This is a genomic window from Chitinophaga pendula, assembly GCF_020386615.1.
Taxonomy (GTDB): domain Bacteria; phylum Bacteroidota; class Bacteroidia; order Chitinophagales; family Chitinophagaceae; genus Chitinophaga; species Chitinophaga pendula.
In genome coordinates this window covers 2665650-2682636 of the sequence record NZ_CP077769.1, presented here as the reverse complement: position 1 = coordinate 2682636, position 16987 = coordinate 2665650, and the positions used below count along the sequence as shown (strand labels likewise).

Sequence of the window (16987 nt, the reverse complement as noted above, 5' to 3'; positions counted from 1 at the left end):
CAACACTTCACCTCCCATTTCCAGATAGTAAATATTTTCCGGCAAATTATCGACATAGTATAACTGTTGGCGCATAGCCCGTAGTGAGTCGTTGTATGTGCTTTCCCCACTCAAGGACCAGCACAACAAGATATACCGTGTCCGTACATGCCGGCCTGAGCTTCCCGCTTATTCACATTCACTTATAAACATCTGAAAAATGCAAACCACAACTGTGCTGCAATGGGCATTGCTCATTGGCCTGCCCCTCCTATGCCTGTTATGCTACAAGCTAATTCTTCGCATATTCTTTGGCGTAGTCATCGTACCCGAAGACCGTATCGGTCTCGTCACCAAAAAGTTCGTACTGCTTGGTAAACAAGAACTGCCGGAAGGCCGCATCATGGCCACCAACGGAGAAGCAGGCTTCCAGGCCCAGACACTCGCACCGGGCGTATACTTCTGGAAATGGATATGGCAGTATAGCGTCGCCTTCCAGCCCTTTACCATCATACCAACGGGTAAGATCGGTCTCGTACTCGCTAAAGATGGCGCCGAACTCGAAACAGGTACCATCCTCGCCCGTAAAGTGCCTTGCGACTCCTTCCAGGATGCCGTCGCATTCCTCCAGGCAGGTGGCAGAAAAGGCCGGCAGACAGCCATCATAACGCCTGGATCATATCGTGTCAACACCCTCATATTTGAAGTAGAGATCACCGACACTGTCACCGTACCCGAAAACGCCGTAGGTATCATCACCACCCTCGAAGGAAAAGCCATCGAACCGGGCGCCATCGCTGGTAGAACCATCGAAGAACATAATAACTTCCAAGACGTCGATGCATTCCTCGAAAATGGGGGCTACAAAGGGCTGCAGGAACAAGTCATACTCGCAGGTGCCTACTTCATCAACCCTTGGTTCGCCAAACTCGAACTGGTCAAGATGACCGAAATATCCATCGGACATGTAGGCGTCGTAATCTCCTTCGTCGGCAGCGATGGCATCGACCTCAGCGGAGCAGAGTTCAAACATGGTAACATCGTCTCCAAAGGACAAAGGGGCGTATGGGCAGAACCGTTAGGGCCTGGCAAATATCCCATCAACCCCTACATCATGAAAGTAGAACTCGTGCCTACCACCAACCTCGTACTCAACTGGGCCTCCGCCAGAAGCGAAGCACATCAGCTCGACAAAAACTTGTCTACCATCACCGTACGCAGCAAAGATGGCTTCACCTTCAACCTCGATGTGGCACAGATCATTCATATACCCACCAACGAAGCGCCTAAAGTGATCGCACGGTTCGGTAACATGAGCAACCTCGTCACACAGGTACTGGAACCCACCATCGGTAACTACTTCCGTAACTCCGCACAGGGCGCAGATGTGATCAGTTTCCTCACCAGCCGTAAGGAAAGACAGGAATCCGCCCGCGAACATATCGGCCACGTACTCGAACAATACAACGTATTCGGCGTCGACACCCTCATCGGTGATATCGTACCGCCCGAAACATTGATGAAAACACTGACAGATCGCAAGATCGCAGAAGAACAAAAAGTCACCTACGATACCGAACGCCTCGCCCAGGAAACACGACAGGCACTCGAAAAAGAAACCGCCATCGCCGAAATGCAGAAAGAAATCGTAAAAGCCGACCAAGGCGTATGGATCGCAGAAAGACATGCCGACGCCTCCGTCAAAAAAGCCACCGGTGACGCCAATAGCGTCCGTCTCCAGGCCAACGCAGAAAGCGATCGCATGAAACTGCTCGCCGCCGGTGAAGCCGAAAAAGTAAGATTACTCGCTAAAGCAGAAGCAGAACGCACCGAATGGATCGCCAAAGCCGATGCCGAAAAGATCGCCCTCACAGGTAAAGCAGAAGCAGAAAAGATCCTGGCAATAGGGCAGTCCAGCGCAGCATCCTACAAACTGGCCGTAGATGCCATGGGTGACGACAACTTCACCCAACTCAAAGTAATGGAAGCCATCGGTACACAACAGATCCGCATCATGCCCGAGGTACTCATCGGCAGCAACGATGGCGCCAATGGCCCCATCAGCGGCCTGCTCGGCCTCAAATTGCTGGAAGATATATCCAGGAAAAAAACACCGGAAAATAAAGAATCATCCCACTAACAGACAACATACTTTTATCCCTTCACCTATATCCATTTGCCTATATTAGTACTACGCGGGGTGGTGTCTACCATCCCGCAGCTTTTTATACCGCACATAGGGGGCCGCCACCACTATTACCGTCTATAATACCATCATCAGTATTATGAGCATGCACAGCGCCCGCCAACACCAATCCCCCGGACTCCTCTTTCAACAGCCCTCACCGCCCATCGCCCCGCCGCAATGGCTCCGGCAACTGTGCACCGCCAACCGCTTCCGCTGGCTGCGCCATACCCTCTTCATCACCCTGTTCGTCTACGCCAGCCTCAGCGCATTATTCCACCTGCCCATAGATATGGAACAAAATATCCCCTTCCGTAACGCCGTCAGATGGTACCATATCGGCAACATGCTCACCAGCCTGCTATTCGTATACATCAACATCTGGATACTCGTACCACACCTCCTATACCGGGGCCGGTACCTCCAATATGGCAGCACCTTACTACTCATGCTCCTAAGCTACTTCTTCATCTGCTTCTGGATGGACCGCGCCGTCATCCTCCCCTTATCCTTACCACAATACCTCGACAGGCACCTGCGACTCACCGCCGACGAGATCGTATCCGCCCTCACACTCCCGCTCATACTCATGATCGGCACCACCGGCATCAAAGTCCTCAGCGCCTGGCTACTCCAGATAGATCGCGTCACTTCCCTAGAAAACATGCAGCTCAAATATGAACTGTCACAACTCAAGAACATGGTCAGCCCACACTTCCTGTTTAATACACTCAATAACCTGCAGATACTCATTCATACCAACACCAACAGCGCTAACGACCTCCTCCAGGGACTCTCCGATATCCTCCACTATCAAGTCTATGACTGCACCGCAGAAAAAGTATTCCTCGACAGGGAGCTCCGCTTCTTCCGCCACCTCCTCCAGCTCGAAGCACAACGACGTCACAACTGGCACACATCGATCGACGTGCAGGGCGATACCAGAGGCATCCGGGTATACCCGCATCTCTTCATCCCCTTCATCGAAAATGCCGTAAAATACGCCGACACCAACGCCCTAACCGCCGTGACCATCAACTTCCATATACATCCGCATCACCTGGTATTCCGTTGTACAAACGGTGTACCTGCCCACCCACCCACACCCGAAAAGGGGAGGAGCGGCGCCGGCCTTCAATACGCACGCCGTCGCCTCGACCTCCTGTTTGGAAATAACTATACACTGAATATCAATACAACACCTGCAACATTCACTGTTCAACTTGAATTACCATTATGAACTACATCATACTCGACGATGAACCGCTGGCCCGCAAAGGCATCGAACTCGAATTAAATAATATACCGGACTTACACCACAAAGGCAGCTTCGCAGCTGCCACCGATGCCATGGCCTGCTGCAACAATACCCGGATCGACCTGCTTTTCCTCGATATAGAAATGCCGGACTGCAACGGCTTCGAATTCCTCGATACACTACCCCGGTCGCCTATCGTCATATTCACGACCGCATACCCACAATATGCCGTCGAAAGCTATAACTACCACGCCATCGACTATCTCCTCAAACCTTTGAAAAAAACAAGATTGCTCAAAGCCGTACAAAAAGCCATACACTACCACCAACTCCTATACACACCTGCCAGCCATTACGATATCAGCCAGCTGTCCGCCGACTACATCGTAATACGCACCGAAAGGAAATACCGCCGTATCATGCTCGCAGATATCTGCTTCATCGAAGGCCTCAAAGACTATGTCATGATACATACCACCACCCAACCCCTGCTGGCTTCCATGAATATCAAAACTATCTGCAATAGCCTGCCCCCAGCACATTTCGCACGCGTCAGCAAATCATACCTCGTCAACCTCCGGCACATCGATGCCATGGACCATGAACTGATATACATTAATACAAATGAGATACCCCTCAGCGCCACCTACCGCGAAGAAATATTGGAAAAATGGCTCAATGGCCATTTCGTAAAAAGATAACCACGTCAGATAAAAAGAAAAAACTCCCCCGCAATGGGAAAAAGAAAGAGCATAAAAAAACCAGCCCCCCACAAACAACACACTAAAAGGGAGCTGGCCGTCAATCAGCGACTTTGAACCGATATCGATCTGCTAAATGGTCTCCGTATCCCCTCGCAGATCCCTATCTCATTGGTGATTACAACCACAAACTTAGAGACTTGACACTGCCTACCAGCCACATTTTCTACAAAGTCCCCCCCCTCGTATACCAAACCATCCCCTTTCCGCTTGCTACAGGTAGCCTATAGCTCTCCTGTATCATTCCTATAGCATTCGTATAGTCATTGTATAAGCGAGGCATATAGTTGCATATACAATGCTTATACAACGCTTATACAGCCTATAGGCAACAAAATTGCAACCCGCTGATTCACAGCGAGATCGATGCATATGTGAAATTATTAATAAAAGGAGGAACGGTATCAGCTGGATAACAATAGGAGAGAAGTCCCCAACCGCCTATAACAATCGCTTGAACAAACCGGGATAATCCGTCACTAGTCCTTCCTCGTCTACCGGCAACTCCGCATGGAAATCAATAGCAGGCTGCTCATACAGGTAACGGCCGGAGGGCAACAACGTATAGAACTGCTCCACTTGCTGCAGCTCGAACTCCGGCAACCGGATATAGATCACGGAAATAGGGGTACGCACTTCCTTTTCTAGCGCCAGCCGGCGGATCGGCAACGTATTGGTAAATGGGGTCAGCGAAATGTCAATATCCATACAGGCGTCAAAAGCAGCAACATGAGTACCGTCCTTATCAAACCAATGACCATTCAGATCCGATACCAGCCGCAGATGCTTACCGTCGCTTCCCAGCGATTGCAGGTTGAACCAGGATACCTTCCAATCCGCCGTAAGCGAAATATCATACTGTATCGCAAATGGCTGCTCCCGCACAATCCCCGTTACCACCCCCGTCACTACCCGCTCTCCATCCTGCTCATAACTGCTCAGGTGTTCTATACCGGACCATTGTATTGCCTCCCAAATAGTTGTTTTCATAAATCACTGCTTTTAAAAGGATTGCCGTAAATATAGGATATTAAATAAAAAACGCACAGCATCCATAAGGACGCTGTACGTCAACAACACGGAATACGGGTCGGCAAAAAATACTACCTGAAAAGAAGTGCCAGGATATATTGCTTACGCTCCTGTAACAACTGTTCATAATCCGCTGCCGTCACCGCCGCCAACGAATGAAAAAGTCCTTCCATTACATAAGGCTGCGTCACCAGCGAAAAAAGATCCAGGATGAATTGCAGGGGTGCGCCGGAAACAATTACCCCACTTTCCATAGCCGACAATACCTCAGCCGACAATTGCCGGAAGTATAACGCCTTCCCGGATACAGGAGGTCGCCCCCCCGCCGCCGCCACGGACCGGAAAGTAGTAACCAGAAAAAGCAAATGGTAAGGATACCGGCGATTATGCCCCTGCAATACATCAATCAATTGTGATACCCGCTCCCGGAAAGATAATGCCGCCTGCATCACCGCATCCATCTCCCCACCCAAATGCTCCGTAGCCTCCTGGAATACCTCCCGGAATAAACTGGCAGAACTGGTATAATAACCGGTCAGTAATGCTGGCGCGATGCCCGCCTGGCTCGCTATCTCATCAGTGGTCGCCTGCAAACGCCCCTCCGTAAGGAAAATACGACTGGCAGCTGCGCGGATCAACACGCAGGTATCTGTAAAACTCATGAACAGTAGTGGTTAATTCAGTGAAAGATATAGGATGGGTCTATTTTTTAAATGTCAGGGCCGCCGTCTTCGCTTTGTCCTCCGGCTCCCTCCGCAAATCAAACAACGTCCCGAACACCCGGTCCCACAAAGTAGAACTCACCCCGAAACCCTGGTCGTCATTCTTGTAATGATGCAAATGATGATTACGCCACAATGGCTTCATAAACTTAAAAGGGGGCGCCCAGGCATGAATAGCATAGTGCAAACTGCCATACAACAGGTAACCGAGTATAAAACCGGGAAAAAACATAAAGGCAGCCTGCCGCATACATAAATACATCAGCGCAAAGATCACCGATGCCAATATCAGACTCGGCACCGGTGGCATAAACAACCGCTGCTTGTCCCTGGGATACTCATGATGATTACCGTGCAACGTATATACCACACGACGGACCGCCGCATTGTCACTGCCCATATGAAAGACAAAACGATGCATGATGTACTCAAAAAAACTCCAGAAGAAAATAGCACCGGCAAAATAACCGCCAATACGCCCCACAGCATACCCCAACTCGGCATGACTGTAATACAACATGTATACTATCACAGGTATATACATCCCCCAGATCAACAATGGATGCGTCTTCGTCAGCATTTCCAGGTATTTACTTTCAAACAGCCTGGCTTGACCCTGGTTCTTGATCTTGTCAAATTTCATCCCCGTTCCTTTTTGTTTCCTGGTGTAAAGATGCAGGCCGCCCATCACTCGTCAAACAGTTTTCCTACGAACTGTTGGATAACTAGCGCGAATTGTCAAATAATGATCCCAAACGATCCCCCAAAAATACAACAGCCGGTATCGCCTACACAATACCGGCCGCCGCCAATAATAATCTTAATCGCCTAAGCCTTCACCAGCATCTTACCTGTGTTCTTCCCGGAAAATAATCCTAGAAACGCCTCCGGCAACTGGTCAAATCCCTCCACAATCGTCTCCTTCCCGTGCAACTGTCCCGCCTTCACCAACTTCACTAACTCCTGCAATACTTCCGTATACCGCTCCCGGTAATTAACCACCACAAACCCTTGCAGCATAATACTCCTCGTCAGCACATAAGGCAGGAACCGCGGACCCCGCTCCACCTCCTGCTCATTATACGAAGCAATCTGCCCGCACAACGGTACCCGCGCATGAAAATTCAAATGGGGGAACACCGCATCCGTCACCTCGCCACCCACATTGTCAAAATAGACATCCACACCTTTCGGACACGCAGCACCAATAGCCGCAGACAGGTCCGTCGCCGTCTTATAATTGATCACCGCATCATAACCAAACTCCCGTTGTAATAACGCAGCCTTCTCATCCGTCCCGGCAATACCTACCACCCGGCATCCCCTTATCTTCGCCAGTTGCCCCACGACCGTGCCTACAGCACCAGCCGCACCAGATACCACCACCGTCTCGCCTTCCTTCACCTTACCAATATCGATCAACCCAATATATGCCGTCACTGCCGTCATCCCCAACACATTCAGATACGCCGTCGCCGGTATCGCACTGGTATCCACCTTCCGCACCGCCTTGCCCGCCACCACAATCGTCGTCGACCAGGGCAACTGCGCTCCCAATACAATATCACCGGCCTGTAATGCCGCATCCTTACTTTCCACTACCTCCGCAACCACACCGCCCGTAATAGGAGCGCCCACCTCAAATGGCGGTACATATGATTCCCCCTCATTCATACGGCCCCGCATATACGGGTCCACTGAATAATACAATCCCTTCAACTGCACCTCTCCATCCTTTAGTGAAGGAACAATTACTTCCTCCGTACGGAAATTGCTGCTGTCTGGCAGCCCCGAAGGGCGCTTCGCCAGTAAGATCTGTCTGGTTTGCATAATCTACATTTTTTGGGGCCTGCACTACGATCAGGCGTTTTCAACAAATAGGGTTACTTCAATATTATTACGGGTGGCATTAGAGTAAGGACAGGTCTGATGCGCCTTCTCCACCACCTCCTGCGCCACCGCCTGCTCCACACCAGGTACCCGCACATGCAATTGCACCGCCAACCCGAATCCACCGTCCGGACGCTTCCCGATACCTACCTCCGCTTGCACACTGGTCTCCCCGGTCCGTAACTTCGCCGCCCGTATCACATGGTTCAACGCACTGTCAAAACAAGCCGCATAACCGGCGGCAAACAACTGCTCCGGATTCGTATAAGCACCGCCGCTACCACCCAACTCCTTCGGCATCCTCACCTCCAGATCCAATACACCGTCACTGGATTGCACATGCCCGTTACGCCCGCCAGTAGCTGTCGCACTGGCTGTATATAATACTTCGATCATAAAATATTTAGTTTGTTATACTGATAATTAGTTCGTTATACATGAAGTGATGTAGTTTGCTGTGCTGAAGTGATAAATACCGGTTAACGTGGCTCCACATGATCCACAATCTTGTTTAACAAAAGCTTCAACGTCATCAACTCCTGCGCATCCATCCGCAACTCGTCCAACAACTGCCCAGGTACCTTCGCCGCCTTCCGGCGCAACTGCACCCCAGCATCCGTCAGCAAAATATCTACTACACGCTCGTCCGCCTTGCTGCGCTCCCGGCGAATCAACCCCTTCTTCTCCATCCGTTTCAACAAGGGCGTCAATGTACCGCTGTCCAGCCACAACTTCTCCCCAAGCTGCTTCACCGTCAATGCCTTCGTCTCCCACAACAACAACAATACCAGGTACTGCGGATACGTCAGGCCCAGCTTCTCCAACAACGGCCGGTAAGCAGCCGTTACCGTACGCGAAGCCGCATATAAAGGAAAACATACCTGGTTCTCGAATTTAAGCTGCTCCATTTTTAGCAATTTGATTGTGCAAAATTAAATATTGTAATATGATTTAATTGTCATGACCGGGTAATTTTGGTAATTTGGAATAGCCGGCCTATATTTACCCTACCAACTTCTCTATCAATATTTTGCTTCGTAACCTATACCGATAATAGTAGTCATTACTCAAAATAACCGTTAAACGATCCCTGCATACCGTGCAGATAACCATTAACATCTAAAAGACAACTTTCGACCGGTACAACGACCATTACTCAGCGACCCTGTAACTAAACGTAGGCCTCACCACGCCCACGCACGATTGTCATGACCGGTCCCTCACAGATCTACATATATTTATTAAACCCCCTATTATTGCTATGAGTTATTTAAACACTCCACGACTGCAATTCGCCGGACAATTCCAGGCTGACCCTTCCACCGTCAACAACGACCCGGAACACTTTAACACCCAAACGTTCCAAACCAACTTCCAGGAATTTGGTAATGGACCAAACAATGGCTGGTGGAATCCCAAAGGCACCGGTGCCTGGCGCCTCGTAGGCTGTACCGTACAAAGGGTCTATTACAAAGATGGCTCCTGGTGCGATGACCCCACACTCGATCCCATCATCGGTATGTCCATCACCGGAGCCGACAGAAGGGTAGAAGGCAAAATCGTCGACCTCGACTCCGAAAACCAGAGCGTATCACAACTCTGGGGATTCCAGGTACTCCTCAACCCCGGCGGCCCCGGCATCAGCTTTCAAAGCGACTTCGAAGTAGCCGCCTTCGGCGACCTCTGGGGACGTTGCCTCACAGGGGGCGGCGATGAACGGTATGCAGCCATCTATCAAAGCCAGCTCCATATCAAAAAATGGGTAGATGACAAATCCTCCAGGTACCTCACCGAACTGGCAAGCACCTTCTCCGGAGATGCCGTAGGCTCCTCCCTCAGCATCAAATTCAATATCGATGGCTTCATGATGGATGTCAACCAACCCGCCAGCTTCACTATCGGACGCATCAGCGGTGCTATCGGCCCCGTAGCCGCTACTTCAACACCATTCCCAGCCGAACCCAAACACTTCGTATACGGCCGTACATTGACTCCTACCTCCGGCCCCATGGCTTACAACTATGCCTACGCACAGATCGTTGGTAACAACCTGTTCCTCGACATGGGCAACAGCCTCACCACACTCACCCCGGGAGGTCCCTTCCAGGACCAGGGCCGCCTACACCTCGCCATCGCACCCGCAACAGGAGATCCCCAGGTAATAGGAGAGATCCGGTACCTCGACTGCGACTGGTACAACAAAACAGCTGGCATCTGCTGCTTTACCCTCACAAACGATCAACTATATAGCGCACAGCGCAATCCACTGGTCATTTTGTCCGTAGGACCATTCGCCGGCCCGCTCTTCGCAGAAGCCCCCGATGGCAGCAACGTCAGAGCCGACGAATACGTTTTCCGCGTCGACCCCCCGGCCAAAGACAGCGATCCGGCCACACAGATAAGCACCACCTTCTATGCCACCTCTTTCGGATCACCTCTCCCCAACGTGAAGGTATACGCCATACTCGATCCCACTATCCTCATCGGATATGCCTACCAGGGCCCCATACCCGGCCCCACAACAGTCAACGTACCCGCCGACGCATTCACCTTCCCCGCTAACGTAACCACCGCCGCCGATGGCAGCGCCACCTTGCAGATCTCCGTCAAAAACCCGGGCAACCCAAGAGGATACATCGATGGCCAGGTATACGCCATCTCCTATCAGATCGGCAGCGCACCGGCCATCGGCGCCATACAAAACGGTAACCAGCTGATCAGCGCCCTCGTATTCAGCAGATACACACCGCCCACCAAACCCAACTGGCTCATGGACGTTCAACCCATCTTTCAGCAGTACGCCGACCTATACCCGGTCATGAAACCCATCGTCGATCTGGGCAACTACGCCTCCGTCAGACAAAAACGATACATCCTCCAGAACGTATTCCAGTCCGATATCACCGATCCTAACTATATGCCGGTCACCCGCGACCTGTCCACCGCCAAACGTAACATGCTGCTCACCTGGCTGCAAGACGACGAACTGACGTACATGGACCTCGATAGCGTCGACGACCTCAAAAAAGCCTTACAGATCGCCATCGAACTCGAACACTCCACCATTCCTCCCTACCTATCCGCTTTGTATAGCATCAAACAGGGCGCTAACCAGGAAGTCGCGGCCCTCATCAACAGCGTCGTTATGGAAGAAATGCTGCACATGGCACAAGCCTGCAACATCCTCATCGCCATCGGTGGCACCCCCACACTCAACAATGCAGACTTCATCCCAGCTTACCCGGGACCACTACCAGGCGGACTACGCGCTGACCTCACCGTCAATCTCAGACGTTGCTCCATAGAACAAGTAAGAGATTGCTTCATGTCCATCGAAGAACCCGAAGACCCGCTGAAAGTGAAACTGAAACTGCTCTTCCCACAACTCTTTAACAAACCACAGCCAAATACCGGCGTACAAAAAGGGGTAGGGCCACAGCAATTACCCATAGAAACCGTATACACCATCGGGTGGTTCTACGATGAAATCAAAGATGCCTTGAAACAGCTGTCCCGCGATGGTAAACTCATCTTCGGTAATACCGCCGATCAGATCACCGAATGGCATGGCACCGGCATCCTACACCTCGTCACCGACCTCGACTCCGCACTCGCCGGCATCGACGAGATCAAAGAACAGGGAGAAGGCAACAACCAGGACCCTTACGACGCCGACGCCGAACTGGCCCACTACTACAAATTCGCCGAGATCGTCGCCGGAAAACGCCTCGTCCAGGTAGGAGAGACCTACCTCTACGCCGGCGCTACCATCCCCTTCGACCCCGCCGGCGTATGGCCCACCACCGACAACCCCCGGCTCGTCAACTTCCCCGATGGCTCCAAAGCCAAACTGTTAGCATTACGCTTCGCCAATACCTATCAATCACTGCTGAATGCCCTCAATACCACCTTCAACAGCACAGCAGCGTACAATAAACTCCCGGCAAGCGATAAAACCAATATGTCGCAAACACAATACAAAATAAAATGCCTCCACGAGGCCATCGGTATCATGTTCTCCATGCAGATACAAGCCCAGGATCTCGTACAGACACCCTCCGGCAACAACGATGGCCTCAACGCAGGCCCCGTATTCCAGATCGCACAACCCATGATACCAGGCGAATAATAATCGCCCCGCTTGATAAGCTGATATCCCGTTTTTTTACCCGCCGGCCATCGACCATAGATGGCCGGCTTAGCCTGCCACAGCTAAATCACACACAACCATCCCTCCCATATTCCCCAAATGCTTGTTGCTATAACGAAACTTTTCGTTATATTGTTGAGGCTACATACCACATGTATAGCCGTCTGGAGCCAGCTATCTGTCATTATCACTATCCGAACTATAACAGCATCGCTCGCTTAATAAGACACATCACCCGGTGTGTTTAACCTTTGTAATTATCACCTGACCGGACAGCCACCATACGGCTGAAAGGATTGTTATGTCATCGTTCGTTCAAAAAAAACCAAACCAACCATCATGAAAAGGATCTTAAGTTTGCTCCTATTCCTTCCCTTCCTGGCAATGGCTCAGGACAAAGGCGTACATTTCGAACATGGCCTCAGCTGGGCCGAAGTGAAAGCAAAAGCCAAAGCAGAAAACAAGTACATCTTCATGGACTGCTTTACCACTTGGTGCGGCCCCTGCAAATTCATGAGCAATACCATCTTCCCACAGGAACAGGCAGGCGCCTTTTTCAACGATAAATTCGTCAGCGTAAAAGTGCAACTCGACTCCACCAACAAAGACAATGAAGAAGTAAACAAATGGAGAGCAGATGCCAATAAAATAGCTAAAGACTATAACGTGGTAGCCTATCCCACCTTCCTCGTCTTCGCCCCTGATGGCCATATCGTACATCGCATAGTAGGTGGCGCCCAAACAGCAGAAGCCTTCATCACCCGCGTAAAACCGGCACTCAACCCGGAAGAACAATACTACACACAACTGGATGCCTTCAACAAAGGCCGCCGCGATACCGCCTTCCTGCGCAAACTCGCCACCACAAGCACCCAGCTGTATGATAAGGCAAACAGCGAAAAAGTGACCGCCGCCTACCTCCACAGCCAGAAAGATCTCCTCACGCCTGCCAACATACGCCTGCTGAATAGCGCCGTTACCAGCACCAAATCAAAATGGTTCCCGCTCTTCCTCAACGAAAACGAAAAAATAGATAAAGTACTGGGAGAAGGAGAAGCCGATCGGAAAGTAACAACGATACTGGCTAATGAATACGTTAAACCGGCACTGGCTACAGACAACGTAACACCAGCCACCTGGACCAAAATAGAAAGCAAACTCACCCGGCAATATCCCAAATACGCTAAGAAGATAGTAGCATTCAATAAAATACACTACTACCTGCGTAAAGGCGACTGGGTGAACTTCCGCCCGGCTGTAAACAGCTACATACAGCAATATGGTAAAGACGTAGCTCCTTCCGATCTGAACACCTACGCCTGGACCGTATTCGAAAAATGCGACGACAAAGCATGCCTGGAAGCCGCACTCGACTGGAGCAAACGCTCCTTCGAAGGCAATAACTCCCCCGCCCTCATCGACACCTACGCCAACCTGCTCTACAAACTGGGCAGAAAAGACGAAGCGATCAGCTGGGAAGAAAAAGCAATGAATGCACTGCCCGAAAGCGACCGGGCAGACTTCAATGCCACCATCAACAAGATGAAAAATGGCCAGCCTACCTGGTGATCAGGATCACGCATTCCATACATATAAGAAAGGTTGGGCCACAAAACCCAACCTTTCTGCTTATATATGGTTTCCGTTCTATAACTATCCCACCGCCGTACGATACGCTCCTACCGCCCACCAGAATGCCAACGCAAGCAGCCAACCAGTGTGGCACAGTGTTCATAGACAATGGGGCGTAAGAAAGATCGTCACACCGGTATCCCGAAACTGCCGCACCTGCTCCCGGTTCTGCAGATCCAACCCCGTCGTCGGCTCATCGAGGAACAATATCCGCTCCGTTCGTATAAAAGATGGTCTGCATCATGAGTGAGTTTACAGCTCAAATCTACAGCAACACCACGCCCGCAGACAACACCTGATCGGCCACCTGCCACCGTTTACCGGTGAAACCCTGGTAAACAGGAGAGCAATAGCCACACACCCATTAGACCGGGTAAAGAAGGTCTTTTACCGCCTTCACCGCCATAACTCAACTATTTATACTAATTTGCTGCTGCACTAAAAAAACAACCATATGCGCTGGCAAGATAAAAGACTAAGCGATAATGTAGAAGACCGCCGCGGCGGAGGTGGAGGCATGAGAACCCTCGGCATCGGAGGTGGTATAGGTGGTATCATTATCGTCGTCCTCGCGCTACTGTTCAACCAGGACCCCAAACAAGTACAACAGGTCATCCAACAGGCACAACAACAAACCGGCGCCGGCAGCGGACCCTCCAAATCAGTCACCGCCGCCAGCGATGAACAAGCCCGCTTTATCTCTACCGTACTCGCCAGCACCGAAGATGTATGGACAGATCAATTCCGTAAATTGAACCAGCAATACAGCGCCCCCAAACTGGTGCTGTTCTCCGACCTCGACGAATCCGGATGCGGCTCCGCCCAGGCTGCCATGGGCCCATTCTACTGCCCAGCAGACCAAAAAGTATATCTCGACCTCAGCTTCTTCCGCGAAATGGAAGAACGCTTCAACGCCGCCGGCGACTTCGCACAGGCGTACGTCATCGCACACGAAGTAGGCCACCACGTACAAAACCTGCTGGGCATCAGCAGAAAAGTACAAGCCATGCGCGCACGCATGTCAGAAACAGCCTACAACCGCATGTCCGTAAAACTAGAACTGCAGGCAGACTTCCTCGCAGGCGTTTGGGCACACCATGCACAACAAATGGAAAACATCCTCGAACCGGGAGATATTGAAGAAGCACTGAGAGCTGCCAGCGCCGTAGGGGATGATAAACTGCAACAAGCATCACAGGGTAGGGTAGTCCCCGATGCCTTCACACATGGCACCTCCGCACAACGTATGCGCTGGTTCAAAAAAGGATTCGATACCGGCGATATCAACCAGGGCGATACCTTCGCCTCCGATAACCTCTGATCACAATCCCTATTCCGGAATATCTAGCATCGCCTTCGCCAACGCAATCATGCGGGGATCACCCGTATATTTACCATTGATATCAGATAACTTGACCACCGGCGTCCACTGCGCCGCATCCTCCGGATAGGCCTCGTACATCTTGATCACAATATTCAACGGCTCCAACCCAACATCATTCGTGAAGTTAGTACCTATACCAAACGACATACCCACCTGCCCACGGCAATAATCCGCAATACGGGCCACCTTCTCCTCGTTCAGACCGTCAGAAAAAATGATCGTCTTCGACAACGGGTCTATACCCATCCGCTGATAATGTGCGATCGTCTGCGCCGCAAAACTCAATGGATCCCCACTGTCATGACGCACACCGTCAAATAACTTGGAAAACTTCTTATCGAATTGCTCAAAAAATACCCGCGTAGTATACGTGTCCGACAACGCAATCCCCAGATCACCCCGGTATACCTGCACCCAATGCTCCAACCCCAGCATATTAGCCATCTTAAAACCATACTTCGCAGCGTGAAACATAAACCACTCATGCGCATGGGTACCAATCGGCTTGATACCACTCCGCATAGCCAAATGCACATTGCTGCTACCAATAAAACATCCCTCCCCATACTGCTTCAGCGTCTGCACCACCAGCTTATGTACCGCATAAGAATGCCGGCGCCGGGACCCGAAATCCGCAATCGTAATACCCATCTCCTTATACCGGACGATCTTCTCCTTACTCCGCTGTATCACCGCCTCATCCGGCATACGCTGCTGCCCCGTAAGCTTATAATACAACTCACAGATCAAAGACATCAACGGCACCTCCCAAAGGATCGTCCGGTACCAGTATCCTTCCACCGTTACCTCCAGCTGATCCCCATGCTGTAAAATATGCACCTCCGATGGATCATAACGGTAACCTTGCAGGAAGTCCAGATACGTAGGGTCCAGGTACGGACACGTCACCCGCAGATACGCCTGCTCCTCCCGTGATAACCGCAACTGTGCCATATCATCCACTGCCTGCCGCAACACCTGGTCAAAACCCGGTGGATAACGATGCCCTCCCCGGTTAATAAACCGGTAACGCGCCCTCGCCTTCGGAAACAACTTGATTACACAATGTTGCATCGTAAACTTATAGAAATCATTATCCAGCAGTGATGTCAATATCATAACAACGCTAATTAGGTCTTTCGTTTAAAATAAGGTCACAACTTACTACCACAGTGTTTGCAATACACCGCATCCGCATCCAGCGACTCTTTCATACAGTGTGGACATACTTGCAATTTAATATCACCGGCATGCTGCAAACGATTCATCTCCACCGTCACAATACCCGTAGGCACCGCAATAATAGCATACCCCATGATCATGATCACCGCAGATATCGCCTGACCCAATGGCGTAACCGGCGCTATATCACCATAACCAACAGTTGTCAGCGTCACCACCGCCCAATACACACTCACCGGGATACTCGTAAAACCCGAATTATACGACGACTCTACCACATACATAATAGTACCCATGATGACAGTCAGCAACAAAATGAAAAACAGGAATACAGATATCTTACGTCTGCTCGCCCTCAGTGCAAATAACAACTGCTGGCTTTCATTGACGAACTGTACCAGCTTGAACACACGGAATACCCGGAGCAACCGCAACGCCCGTATCACCAACAGGAAATGAGCCCCGCCAAAGAAAAACTCCAGGTAATTAGGTAATATACACAACAAGTCTATCAACCCGTAAAAGCTGAATATATACGCCTTCGGCCGGTAACTGCAATAAATACGGAACAGGTACTCCAGCGTGAACATCACCGTAAATATCCACTCCAAAGTGACAAAGACCGTATGATACCGGCTACGTATACTATCCACACTCTCCAGCATAATGACTACAACACTCAACAGGATCAGAGAGAGTAACACAATGTCAAATGCACGACCAGCAGGCGTTTCCGCCTCAAAGATGATCTGATGCCATTTCTCCTGCAAAGGGCTGAGCGTACGTCTGCGCTTATCTGTCATAGGGAATAC

The 16987-nt window shown here is 50.8% G+C and carries 15 protein-coding genes; 7 read left to right on the top strand and 8 right to left on the bottom strand.

Going from position 1 to position 16987, the window contains the following annotated elements; genetic code table 11:
- Nucleotides 1-199 precede the first annotated feature (199 nt).
- From KTO58_RS09695 to KTO58_RS09685, 3 genes are all read left to right on the top strand, one after another.
- Nucleotides 200-2119: an SPFH domain-containing protein gene (locus KTO58_RS09695; protein ID WP_095839553.1), complete on the top strand. Its 1920-nt coding sequence runs from the start codon at nucleotides 200-202 to the stop codon at nucleotides 2117-2119.
- A gap of 145 nt (nucleotides 2120-2264) precedes the next feature.
- A complete protein-coding gene (locus tag KTO58_RS09690) occupies nucleotides 2265-3404 on the top strand; it encodes a sensor histidine kinase (protein WP_095839554.1) in 1140 nt (379 codons plus the stop codon).
- Nucleotides 3401-4123 carry a LytR/AlgR family response regulator transcription factor gene (locus KTO58_RS09685; protein ID WP_095839555.1) on the top strand — a complete coding sequence of 241 codons (723 nt, stop codon included), beginning with the start codon at nucleotides 3401-3403 and terminating at the stop codon, nucleotides 4121-4123. The genes KTO58_RS09690 and KTO58_RS09685 overlap by 4 nt, the downstream gene beginning before the upstream one ends.
- 501 nt (nucleotides 4124-4624) lie before the next feature.
- Here KTO58_RS09685 and KTO58_RS09680 read toward each other — a convergent pair.
- The 6 genes from KTO58_RS09680 to KTO58_RS09655 form a co-directional block, all read right to left on the bottom strand.
- Nucleotides 4625-5173, bottom strand: a complete 549-nt coding sequence (locus KTO58_RS09680) for a putative glycolipid-binding domain-containing protein (protein ID WP_095839556.1) — start codon at nucleotides 5171-5173, stop codon at nucleotides 4625-4627.
- Between the two features lie 113 nt (nucleotides 5174-5286).
- Complete coding sequence (locus KTO58_RS09675) at nucleotides 5287-5877, bottom strand: TetR/AcrR family transcriptional regulator (protein WP_095839557.1); 591 nt, start codon at nucleotides 5875-5877, stop codon at nucleotides 5287-5289.
- Nucleotides 5878-5917: 40 nt separating this feature from the next.
- The gene (locus tag KTO58_RS09670; protein WP_095839558.1) at nucleotides 5918-6580 is read right to left on the bottom strand and encodes a sterol desaturase family protein; all 663 of its coding nucleotides are present in this window, start codon (nucleotides 6578-6580) and stop codon (nucleotides 5918-5920) included.
- 185 nt (nucleotides 6581-6765) lie between these two features.
- Nucleotides 6766-7767: an NADP-dependent oxidoreductase gene (locus tag KTO58_RS09665; protein ID WP_095839559.1), complete on the bottom strand. Its 1002-nt coding sequence runs from the start codon at nucleotides 7765-7767 to the stop codon at nucleotides 6766-6768.
- 30 nt (nucleotides 7768-7797) lie between these two features.
- On the bottom strand, nucleotides 7798-8223 hold the full coding sequence (locus KTO58_RS09660) for an organic hydroperoxide resistance protein (protein WP_198314958.1): 426 nt from the start codon (nucleotides 8221-8223) through the stop codon (nucleotides 7798-7800).
- Nucleotides 8224-8306: 83 nt separating this feature from the next.
- Nucleotides 8307-8735, bottom strand: coding sequence for a MarR family winged helix-turn-helix transcriptional regulator (locus tag KTO58_RS09655; protein WP_095839560.1), 429 nt, complete (start codon nucleotides 8733-8735; stop codon nucleotides 8307-8309).
- A gap of 353 nt (nucleotides 8736-9088) precedes the next feature.
- Here KTO58_RS09655 and KTO58_RS09650 point away from each other — a divergent pair, with 353 nt between their 5' ends.
- The 4 genes from KTO58_RS09650 to ypfJ all read left to right on the top strand — a co-directional run bounded on the left by KTO58_RS09650 (nucleotide 9089) and on the right by ypfJ (nucleotide 14930).
- Entirely contained in the window at nucleotides 9089-11956 is a 2868-nt protein-coding gene (locus KTO58_RS09650) for a ferritin-like domain-containing protein (RefSeq protein WP_225860169.1), read from the top strand.
- Between the two features lie 360 nt (nucleotides 11957-12316).
- On the top strand, nucleotides 12317-13546 hold the full coding sequence (locus KTO58_RS09645) for a thioredoxin family protein (RefSeq protein ID WP_095839563.1): 1230 nt from the start codon (nucleotides 12317-12319) through the stop codon (nucleotides 13544-13546).
- Nucleotides 13527-13859, top strand: coding sequence for a hypothetical protein (locus KTO58_RS09640; RefSeq protein WP_157753054.1), 333 nt, complete (start codon nucleotides 13527-13529; stop codon nucleotides 13857-13859). The genes KTO58_RS09645 and KTO58_RS09640 overlap by 20 nt, the downstream gene beginning before the upstream one ends.
- Nucleotides 13860-14063: 204 nt before the next feature.
- The gene (gene ypfJ, locus KTO58_RS09635; protein WP_095839564.1) at nucleotides 14064-14930 is read left to right on the top strand and encodes a KPN_02809 family neutral zinc metallopeptidase; all 867 of its coding nucleotides are present in this window, start codon (nucleotides 14064-14066) and stop codon (nucleotides 14928-14930) included.
- Between the two features lie 9 nt (nucleotides 14931-14939).
- On the opposite strand, the gene pncB is transcribed toward ypfJ, so the two are convergent.
- Nucleotides 14940-16112 (bottom strand): nicotinate phosphoribosyltransferase, encoded by a 1173-nt coding sequence (gene pncB / locus KTO58_RS09630; protein WP_095839565.1) that lies wholly within the window; start codon nucleotides 16110-16112, stop codon nucleotides 14940-14942.
- Between the two features lie 35 nt (nucleotides 16113-16147).
- Nucleotides 16148-16978 carry an ion transporter gene (locus KTO58_RS09625; protein WP_095841632.1) on the bottom strand — a complete coding sequence of 277 codons (831 nt, stop codon included), beginning with the start codon at nucleotides 16976-16978 and terminating at the stop codon, nucleotides 16148-16150.
- Nucleotides 16979-16987 lie beyond the last annotated feature (9 nt).